The sequence below is a fragment of the Geoalkalibacter sp. genome (assembly GCF_030604225.1).
In the GTDB taxonomy this organism is placed as follows: domain Bacteria; phylum Desulfobacterota; class Desulfuromonadia; order Desulfuromonadales; family Geoalkalibacteraceae; genus Geoalkalibacter.
The window spans coordinates 1-9218 of sequence record NZ_JAUVWH010000123.1 but is presented as its reverse complement, the minus strand read 5'-3'; the positions used below and the strand labels follow the sequence as shown (position 1 = coordinate 9218).

The window sequence follows — 9218 nt, the reverse complement described above, 5'->3', positions numbered from 1 at the left end:
CCGAGGTTTCCTTCCAGATGGAGCGCATTCACTTTGACTTCGACGCCTACACCCTGAGCGCCGAGGCCCGTCAGATCCTCGCCGCCACCGGCAGCTACCTGCTCGCCAACCCCGGCGTCAACATCGTCATCGAAGGTCACTGCGACGAGCGCGGTTCCGACGAGTACAACCTGGCCCTGGGCGAGCGCCGCGCCCGCGCCACGCAGAACTACCTGGTGAGCCTGGGCGTGGCCGCCGAGCGCACCCGCATCATCAGCTACGGCGAGGAGCGCCCCCTGGATCCCGCCTCCAACGAGGCCGCCTGGGCGAAAAACCGCCGCGCCGAATTCGTGCGCTAAGTCGTTTTTCCCGCCATGAAAAAAAACCCGGGAGAGGCCCCTGGCCTTTCCCGGGTTTTTTCGTTCAATTCCCCCGGTATTCCACCCCGAGCAGGGTCACGTCATCCTTGAGGGGCGCCCCCCGGCCGAAATCGAGCAGCCCCTCGATAAGTTTGCCGCACACCGTTCCCAGGTCGCGCCGCCGCAACTCGGTCAGTTTCCGCAGCAGCCGCTCCTCGCCGAACATCTCGCGGCCGTCGCTGCCGTGCTCGACGATGCCGTCGGAATACAGGTAAAGACGATCGCCGGGATTCAAGCGCGCCTCGCCCTCGGCGAAGGGGCCGACCTCGCTCAGGCCGATGAGGCCACCGCCGACCTGGAGGGTTTCCAGGCGACCGTCGGCGCGCAGCAGAATCGGCGGGGGATGCCCGGCGTTGCAGTAACGCACCCGGCCGCCGTGGATGTCGAGGAGCAGATAGGCGATGGTGAAGAATTTCTCGAAACGCTCAAAGGGAAATTCCGCCTCCAGGGCCGCCATGACCTCGGCGGGCGCGGGAATGCGGTACCAGGGCGGGCGATCCAGGCGCTGCTTGACGATGTGGCCGCTGTGCGGAGAGAGACTCTGGTGGACCGAAACGCCGACCATGGCCGAGGACACGCCATGGCCGCTGACATCGAACAGGTAGGCGAGCACCGTGTCTTCATCAAGCCGCAAGACGTTGAAGAGATCGCCGCCGATAGCCGAGCAAGGCAGAAAGCGATAGGCGAAATCGAGGCTGGGGACCGATGGCAGCCGACGCGGCAGCAGGTTTTTCTGGATCTGAGCGGCGGCGCGCAGACTCTCGGCGAATTCGCGCCGCGTCTTGCCGAGCATCTGATGGGCCAGGGACAGCTCATGACCGAGGCGGCGGATGGTGAGCACATCCTTGATGCGCGCGCCCAGATCCGCCGGATCGACGGGCAGCCGCAGGGTTCCGGCCAGCCAGGGGGCCCGTTGATGCAGGGCGGCGGCCGAAAGGCCATCCCCCAGCAAGGCCAGGCAGGCGATGTCGCCGCCGCGACAGCCGGGCTCCAGGGCCGGCCAGAAATCATCTCCGCCGGTCCCCTCAAGATCCGCGTCGCACAGCAGCAGCGCGGGGTGCTCCGGCAACAGGCGCAGGGTTTCCTCCCGACTGCCGGCCGCGACCGGAAAATAGCCCTGCTCACGCACCAGATCCAGAAGTTTGCGACGCCCCTCGCCCGGCGCCTGGGCAATGAGTATTTTCTCCGGCATGAACCACCTCGCGCAATGCGTCCGCACGCCGCGAACATCTTCCAAACTATAGGCCGATCCCCTGGGCTGTCAACGCCGCGACGTCCCGCAAGGCGCGGCGCGTCTGCTAAACTCATTGCATCACCCTTGAGCTGCGGAATCCGCCATGATCCCTGCGTCCCCTTCCAGCGCCACCCCCTTGCTGCATCTGCGCGGCCTGACCAAGAGCTACCGCGAAGGCGAAAGCACGCGCACGGTGTTCGCCGACCTCGAGACACGCATCGCCAAAGGCGAGCGCGTCGCCCTGCTCGGGCGCAGCGGCTCGGGCAAATCGACCCTGCTCAACCTCATCAGCGGCATCGACCAGCCCGACCGCGGCGAGGTCATCATTCACGGCACGGTGCTCAACCGCCTCGGCGAGCATGAACGCACCCTGTTCCGCCGCCGTCATCTCGGCTTTGTCTTTCAGTTCTTCAACCTGATCCCGACCCTGACGGTGCTGGAAAACCTGCTGCTGCCCCTGGAACTGCAAGGCCGCCGCGGCCCGGCGGAGCACCAGCGTGCCCTGGAGCTGCTGGCCGCCGTGGACCTCGCGGAGCGCGCCGCCGCCTTTCCCGACCGGCTCTCCGGGGGCGAGCAGCAGCGGGTCGCCATCGCCCGGGCGATCATTCACCGTCCCGCGCTCCTGCTCGCCGACGAGCCCACGGGCAATCTCGACGCCGACACCGGCCGTCAAGCCCTGGATCTGCTCGACACCCTGGTGCGCGAGCAGGGCGCAACCCTGCTCATGGTCACCCACAGCACCGAGGTGGCGGCGCGCGCCGACCGCATCCTCACCCTTCGCGCGGGACGCCTTGAGGAGGCCCCGGCATGATCCTGACCCGCGCCGGGCTGCGTTTTCTGCGCCGCCATCCCCTGCAACTGCTGTTTGCCGTGATCGGGGTGGCCCTGGGCGTGGCGGTGGTGATCGGCATCGATTTGGCCAACGGCAGCGCGGCGCGTGCCTTTCGCCTCTCCGCGCAGACGCTGAGCGGCCAGGCCAGCCACCAGATCATCGGTGGACCTCAGGGACTCGAAGAAGAAACCTATGCGCGCCTGCGCGTGGCAGGCGGCCTGCGCGACATCGCGCCGGTGGTGGAGGGCTATGTCGCGCTGCCGGCCGTGCCGGGCCAGACCTTGCGGATCTTCGGCATCGATCCCCTCGCCGAAGGGCCCTTTCGCAGCTACACTCCGCGTCTTGCGGGCGGGGCGGATGTCACCCGCCTGCTTGTCGAACCGGGCAGCGCCCTGCTGCTCGAAGGCCTCGCCCAACGGCTGGATCTGGCCCTGGGCGAGACCTTCCTGGTGGAAAGCGGCGGGCGCTCCCTGCGCCTGACCCTGGCCGGGACCCTCAGCGCGCCCGACGAGCTGACCGCGCGCGCCCTCGATCACCTCATCGTCGTCGATATCGCCACCGCCCAGGAGACCCTCGGCCAATTGGGGCGCCTGTCGCGCATCGACCTGATCCTGCCCGAAGGCGTGGCGGGCGAGACGCGCCGCGCCGCGATCCGCGCCCTGCTGCCCCCGGCGACGCAGATCATCCCGGCCTCGACGCGCGGCGAGGTCATGGCGCAGATGACCCGCGCCTTCCAGCTCAACCTTAACGCCCTGAGCCTGCTGGCTCTGGTGGTGGGCATGTTCCTCATCTACAACACCCTGGCCTTCTCGGTCCTGCAGCGCCGCCCCCTGCTCGGCATCCTGCGCACCCTGGGAGTAGGCCGCGCCCAGATCTTTCGCCTGATTCTCGGCGAAGCCCTGCTCATCGGCATGGCCGGCACCTTGCTCGGCCTGCTGCTCGGGGTGGGGCTGGGCCAAGGCTTGCTGCGCCTGGTGACGCGCACCATCAACGATCTGTATTTCGTGCTCAACGTCAGCCAGCTGGATCTCAGCCCCTGGTCCCTGGCCAAGGGCGTCGCCCTGGGACTGGGGGCGACCCTGGGCGCGGCCCTGGTGCCCGCCTGGGAGGCCACGCGCGCCGCGCCGCGTCTGGCCCTGACCCGCTCGACCCTGGAAAGCCAGCAGCGCCGCCTTGCCCCCTGGATCGCCCTGGCCGGCCTGGTGCTCGCCGCCCTGGGCGGACTGGGCCTGATCCTACCGGGCAGAAGCCTGGTCCTGAGCTTTCTCGCCCTGTTCGCGGTGATCCTCGGTTATGCCCTGGCCGTGCCGGGCCTGCTGTTGCTGCTGCTGCGCCTGTTGCAGGCGCCCCTGGGCCTAGCGGGCGGCCTGCTCGGCCGCATGGCGGCACGGGACCTGGGCGCCGCCCTGAGCCGCAGCGGGGTGGCGACGGCGGCCCTGGTGGTCGCCGTCGCGGCGACCATCGGCGTGGGCTTGATGATCGGCAGCTTTCGCCTGACCGTCGCCCAATGGCTGGAATCCTACCTGCGCGCCGACATCTACATCAGCACGCCGAGCGCCGGCTTCGAGGCCGGCCGCGCGCCCCTCGACCCGCAACTGGCGGAGGAACTGGCGCGGGCGCCGGGCGTGGCCTTCGCCACCCGCGCCCGGCACCTGCTGCTCGACGACCCGGGGGGGTCCACCGAACTGTTCGTGGTCGACATTCCGCCCCGCGCCCAGCCGGGCTATCGCTTCAAAAGCGGCGACCCGCAGCGCATCTGGCGGGAGTTCGACCGCGAAGCGGTGGTCATCGTCTCCGAACCCTTTGCCTACCATCGCAACCTCAGGGTCGACGACCTCCTGGAACTGCGCACCGACCAGGGGCCGATCGCCTTCCGCATTCTCGGCATCCACAGCGACTACGGCTCGGATCAGGGCCGGGTCACCCTGAGCCGCGCGGTCTTCGCGCGCTATTGGCACGCCGAAGGGGTCGACGCCCTGGGCCTCTACCTCGAGGCGGGGCAGGACGCCGATCGCCTGGCCGAGACGCTGCGCGCCCTGGCCGGCGATCGCCAACAACTGGTGATCTATTCCAACCGAGCGTTGCGCGAGGCGTCCCTGGCGACCTTCGACCGCACCTTCGCCATTACCGCGGTGCTGCGCCTGCTCGCCGTGCTGGTGGCCTTTGTCGGCATCCTCAACGCGCTGATGGCCATGCAGATCGAGCGCTCGCGCGACTTGGCGGTGCTGCGCGCCAACGGCCTGACGCCGCGCCAGCTGTGGCGCCTGGTGAGCGCCGAGACCGGCCTCATCGGCCTGTGCGCCGGCCTGCTGGCCCTGCCCCTGGGCATCGTCCAGGCCCTGGCCCTGATTCACGTCATCAACCGGCGCTCCTTCGGCTGGACCATGCAGACCGTGCTGGCACCGGACATCCTCGGCCAGGCGCTGCTGCTGGCGCTGGGCGCGGCGCTGCTGGCGGGGCTCTATCCGGCCTGGCGCATGGCGCGCACCTCGCCCGCCCTGGCCCTGCGGGAGGAATAAGCATGCCTTGGCTCGCCCTGTTTCTCATCCTCTGGCTCAGCGCCTGCGGTCCCGCCCCTGCCGAACCCGAAACCGCGACCTCGCGGCGCCTGAGTCTTGCCGAAACCCTCGGCGCCGAGGAAGACGCCGCCTACGCCCGCGCCCTGGCGCCGCGCCCCTTCGTCTTCCCCGACGACCATGGCCCCCACCCCGCGTTCAAGACCGAGTGGTGGTATTTCACCGGCAACCTCGAGGATGAGGCGGGACGCCGCTTCGGCTATCAGCTCACCTTCTTCCGCATCGCCCTGGCCCCTGCGCCGGTGGAGCGTCCCTCGGCCTGGGGCGCCACGCAGATTTTCATGGGGCACTTCGCCCTGAGCGATCTCGACGGGCGGCGCTTTTTCGCCGAGGAACGCTTCAGCCGCGCCGCCCTGAGCCTGGCGGGCGCCCAGGCCGTACCCTTTCGCGTGTGGCTCGAGGACTGGGAGGCGAGCGGCCCGGCGGGGATGTTTCCCCTGCGCCTGCGGGCCGCCGGCGCCGAGGTCGCCCTCGATCTCTCTCTCGATGCAGGCAAGCCCCTGGTTCTGCAGGGCGAGGCAGGCCTGAGCCGCAAGAGCGCCGCGGAAGGCAACGCCTCCTATTATTATTCCTTCACCCGCCTGCCCACCTCCGGCCAAGTGCGCATCGGCGCCCAGAGCTTCACCGTGCGCGGCGTTTCCTGGCTCGACCGCGAATGGAGCACCAGCGCCCTCGCCCCGGACCAGCAGGGCTGGGACTGGTTCGCCCTGCAGTTCGACGACGGGCGCGAGCTGATGTTCTACCAGCTGCGCCTCAAGGACGGCGGCCGCGATGCGGCGAGCAAGGGGATCCTGGTGGAGGCGGACGGACAAAGTCGGCTGTTGCGGGGCGAGGAGGTCGACCTGGAGGTTCTCGAACACTGGCGCAGCCCTCGCGGCGGCAGCTATCCGAGCCGCTGGCGGCTGCGCATCGCCGAGGAGGATCTGGAGCTGATCGTCGTGCCGGCCCTCGCCGACCAGGAACTCGATGTCAGCATCCGCTACTGGGAAGGGGCGGTGATCGCCACGGGCACCCGCGGCGGAACGCCCCTGCGCGGACGCGGCTACGTGGAACTGACTGGCTATGCCCGGGAGGAACCCTAAGGCACCGTGCGCGGCAACTTGATGACCGCCGCGCGCTGGCCTGCGGCCGCCTGGTGACGCAGCAGATAGGGTTCGATGCGTTCCGCCGGCACCGCCGGGGAAAACAGATAGCCCTGGGCCTGATGACAGCCCTTGCTGAGCAGCAGGTCGGCCTGATCCTCGCTTTCCACCCCCTCGGCGATCACCTCCATGTTCATGCTGCGCCCCAGGGCGATGATGGAAGTGGCGATGGCCTCGTCGTTGCTGTCGCGATTGATGTCGCGCACAAAGGACTGGTCGATCTTGAGCTTGCTGATGGGAAAACGCTTGAGGTAACTCAGGGACGAGTAGCCGGTGCCGAAATCGTCGATGGCCAGATGCACGCCGCGCACCTTGAGATCCGTGAGGGTGAGGATGGTTTCCTCGAAATTCTGCATGGCGATGCTCTCGGTGATTTCCAGCTCCAGCCAGTGGGGGTCGAGGCCCGTTTCCCCGAGGATGCCGTCAAGATTGTCGACGAAATCGGGCTGACGAAATTCCCGTGCCGAGATGTTGACCGCCACCCGCACCGGCATGAAGCCGCGCTGCTGCCATTCCTTGGCCTGGGCGCAGGCGCTTTGCAGCACCCACTGGCCCAGGGGCACGATCAGGCCCGTCTCCTCGGCGAGGGGAATGAACTCCGCCGGCGAAATCATCCCCTGGACCGGATGCTGCCAGCGCAGCAGGGCTTCCAGGCCGATCAGGCGGCGCGTGCGCAGATCGAATTGGGGCTGGTAATGCACACGCAGCTGATGCTCGTTCATGGCCCGCCGCAGGTTGCTCTCCAGAATCAGCATTTCCTGGGTGCGCACGTTCATGTCCGGCCGATAGAACTGATAGTTGTTGCGCCCCTCTTCCTTGGCGCGGTACATGGCCACGTCGGCGAAGCGCATCAGGCCCTCGACGTTGCGGGCGTCGCCGGGAAACAAACTGATGCCGATGCTGGTGGTGACGAACAGCTCATGCTGTCCGACCCGGAAAGCCTTGCCCAGGGTGCGCAGGATGTTGCGCGCCACCAGCGCCACCCCCTTGAGATCCTCCACGCCTTCCAGAATCACCACGAATTCGTCGCCGCCCAACCGCGCCACCGTGTCGCTGTTGCGCAGGCAACGCCGCAGGCGCACGGCGACCTCGCGCAGCACTTGGTCGCCGAGTTCATGCCCCAGGGAATCGTTGATGTTCTTGAACCGGTCGAGATCGAGAAACAGCAAGGCGACCTGCTGCTGCTCATCACGGGCGCGCGCCATGGCCTGCTGCAGGCGGGAGTTGAAGCGCAGGCGGTTGGGCAGGTTGGTCAGGGGATCGTGATGGGCCAGATAATCGAGGCGATCCTGATTTTCCCGCAGACTGGCTTCCACCATCAGCCGCTCGCTGATGTCGCGCGCCGTCTGCACGATGCCGCGCAGGGACCCGTCGGCGTTCCACAGGGGCGAGGCTTCGAGCTCGAAGGTGCGGCCGCGGCCGTCGGCCAGCAGATGCTGCTGCACCACGCGCGCCGTCTTGCCGGTGCGCCGCACTTCCTCCAGCGGGCAGACGCGACCGGCGTCTCGGCAGGGTTCGGCACTGCGATAGATCACCTCGTGGCACTTGGCCCCACACGCGACCACCGCGCCCTTGGCCAGATAGATCCGGGACGCCTGATTCATCAGCAGCACCTCGTGATTGACGCCGATGACCAGGGTCGGTTCGGCGACCCCGTCGATGACCGACTGCAAGAAGCGCTGTTCCCGGGCCAGGGCGGCTTCCGCCTCGCTGCGCCGCCGGGCGTCGCGCAGCGCCGCGAGGCCGTGGCCGAGATGCCCGGCCAAATCCGACAGCAGCTGAATCTCATCCTCGTCGAAGGCATCGGCGTCCTGCGCATAGAGGGCCAGGGCCCCAAAAATCACCGATCCGCGCATCACCGGCAGCGCCAGCGCCGCGCCGTAGCCGGGCAGGCGGCTCAACTGCCGACAAGCCTGCGACCAGCGGTCCGATCCGCCGCGCCGCACCAGGGCAAAGCGCCCCAGCCGCACCGCGCGGCTGATCATCTGGCAGGAACTGCCCCATCCGTCCAGCCGGACATCGGTGCGCACCCCGCAGGAGGCCTGATACCCCTCGAAATACTGACCTTTCTGTACCAGCAGGTGGTTCTCGTCCCCTTCGGCAAGACCAATCCAGGCCAGGCGGTAGCCGCCGAGTTCCACCAGGATGCGGCAGACCTCGTCGGCCAGTTGGTCCTCGGAGGCCGCATGAATGATGCACCCCGTCGCCGCGCTCAGCGTGCGCAAGGCGCGGTTGAGCTGGTCGCTGGATAAGTCCGGGCAGTTGCTTCCTTGCCTGCTCATGGAGCCCCCTGTAACAGTCGCCGATTCACGGCATGCAGCGCCAATTGACGTTTCCCATCCGTGCTTTTGCGCAGGCCGCCATCCGGGCGTCCAGCACCCCAGCACAGACCAGCATTCCATTGAAATTACAGCAACTTAATCTTTTTCCAGGGGGAAAAAATTCACGCGGTCGCTGTGCGTTGCGCGTTCCCGAAGAGGGATCTTGCAATAACCCGACCAAAATTAACACCTTCCTAATCATCGCAATTTCGCTGGCCACCAACGCAAAAACCCCGCCTCTCGACGGGGTTTTTGCGTTATCGTTCCGGTCGCCCCAAGGCGAGCCGCGTTATTTTTTCAGCAGGTCGCGAATCTCGGTCAGCAGCTTCTGCTCCACCGTGGGTTCCGGGGGCGGCGCCGGAGCCGCTTCTTCCTTGCGCTTGAGGTTGTTGAGAACCTTGATCAGCATGAAGATAGCGAAGGCGACGATGACGAAATTGACCACCGTATTGATGAACACCCCGTAGTTGAGGGTCGCCGCTCCCGCCGCCTGGGCCGCCGCCAGGCTCTCGAACTCGCCGCCGCCCAGGGTGATGAAGAGGTTGGAGAAATCGACCCCGCCGAGCAGCTTGCCGATGGGCGGCATGAGCACGTCACTGACCATGGAATTGACGATCTTGCCGAAGGCCGCGCCGATGATGATCCCCACCGCCATGTCGACGACGTTGCCGCGCATGGCAAATTCCTTGAACTCCTTGACCAATCCCATTAGATT

Annotated in this window: 7 protein-coding genes; 4 read left to right on the top strand and 3 right to left on the bottom strand. The window is 67.4% G+C overall.

Annotated features, from left to right (window positions below):
- Window positions 1–338 (top strand): peptidoglycan-associated lipoprotein Pal (gene pal, locus QAT43_RS12275; protein ID WP_305043371.1); only part of this gene is annotated, 338 nt, incomplete at its 5' end.
- Between the two features lie 64 nt (window positions 339–402).
- Here the strand turns inward: pal and QAT43_RS12270 are convergent.
- Window positions 403–1590 (bottom strand): PP2C family protein-serine/threonine phosphatase, encoded by a 1188-nt coding sequence (locus QAT43_RS12270; protein WP_305043370.1) that lies wholly within the window; start codon window positions 1588–1590, stop codon window positions 403–405.
- Window positions 1591–1735: 145 nt separating this feature from the next.
- On the opposite strand from QAT43_RS12270, the gene QAT43_RS12265 reads away from it, so the two are divergent.
- From QAT43_RS12265 to QAT43_RS12255, 3 genes are read left to right on the top strand one after another with little or no spacing between them, the layout of a single operon-like run.
- Entirely contained in the window at window positions 1736–2443 is a 708-nt protein-coding gene (locus QAT43_RS12265; RefSeq protein ID WP_305043369.1) for an ABC transporter ATP-binding protein, read from the top strand.
- Window positions 2440–4983, top strand: coding sequence for an ABC transporter permease (locus QAT43_RS12260; protein ID WP_305043368.1), 2544 nt, complete (start codon window positions 2440–2442; stop codon window positions 4981–4983). Before QAT43_RS12265 ends, QAT43_RS12260 begins: the two co-directional genes overlap by 4 nt.
- Window positions 4984–4985: 2 nt before the next feature.
- Complete coding sequence (locus tag QAT43_RS12255) at window positions 4986–6122, top strand: lipocalin-like domain-containing protein (RefSeq protein WP_305043367.1); 1137 nt, start codon at window positions 4986–4988, stop codon at window positions 6120–6122.
- Here the strand turns inward: QAT43_RS12255 and QAT43_RS12250 are convergent.
- Entirely contained in the window at window positions 6119–8464 is a 2346-nt protein-coding gene (locus QAT43_RS12250; RefSeq protein WP_305043366.1) for a putative bifunctional diguanylate cyclase/phosphodiesterase, read from the bottom strand. The two genes, QAT43_RS12255 and QAT43_RS12250, sit on opposite strands and share 4 nt — an antisense overlap.
- A 328-nt stretch (window positions 8465–8792) precedes the next feature.
- The gene (mscL, locus tag QAT43_RS12245) at window positions 8793–9212 is read right to left on the bottom strand and encodes a large-conductance mechanosensitive channel protein MscL (protein ID WP_305043372.1); all 420 of its coding nucleotides are present in this window, start codon (window positions 9210–9212) and stop codon (window positions 8793–8795) included.
- Window positions 9213–9218: the final 6 nt, after the last annotated feature.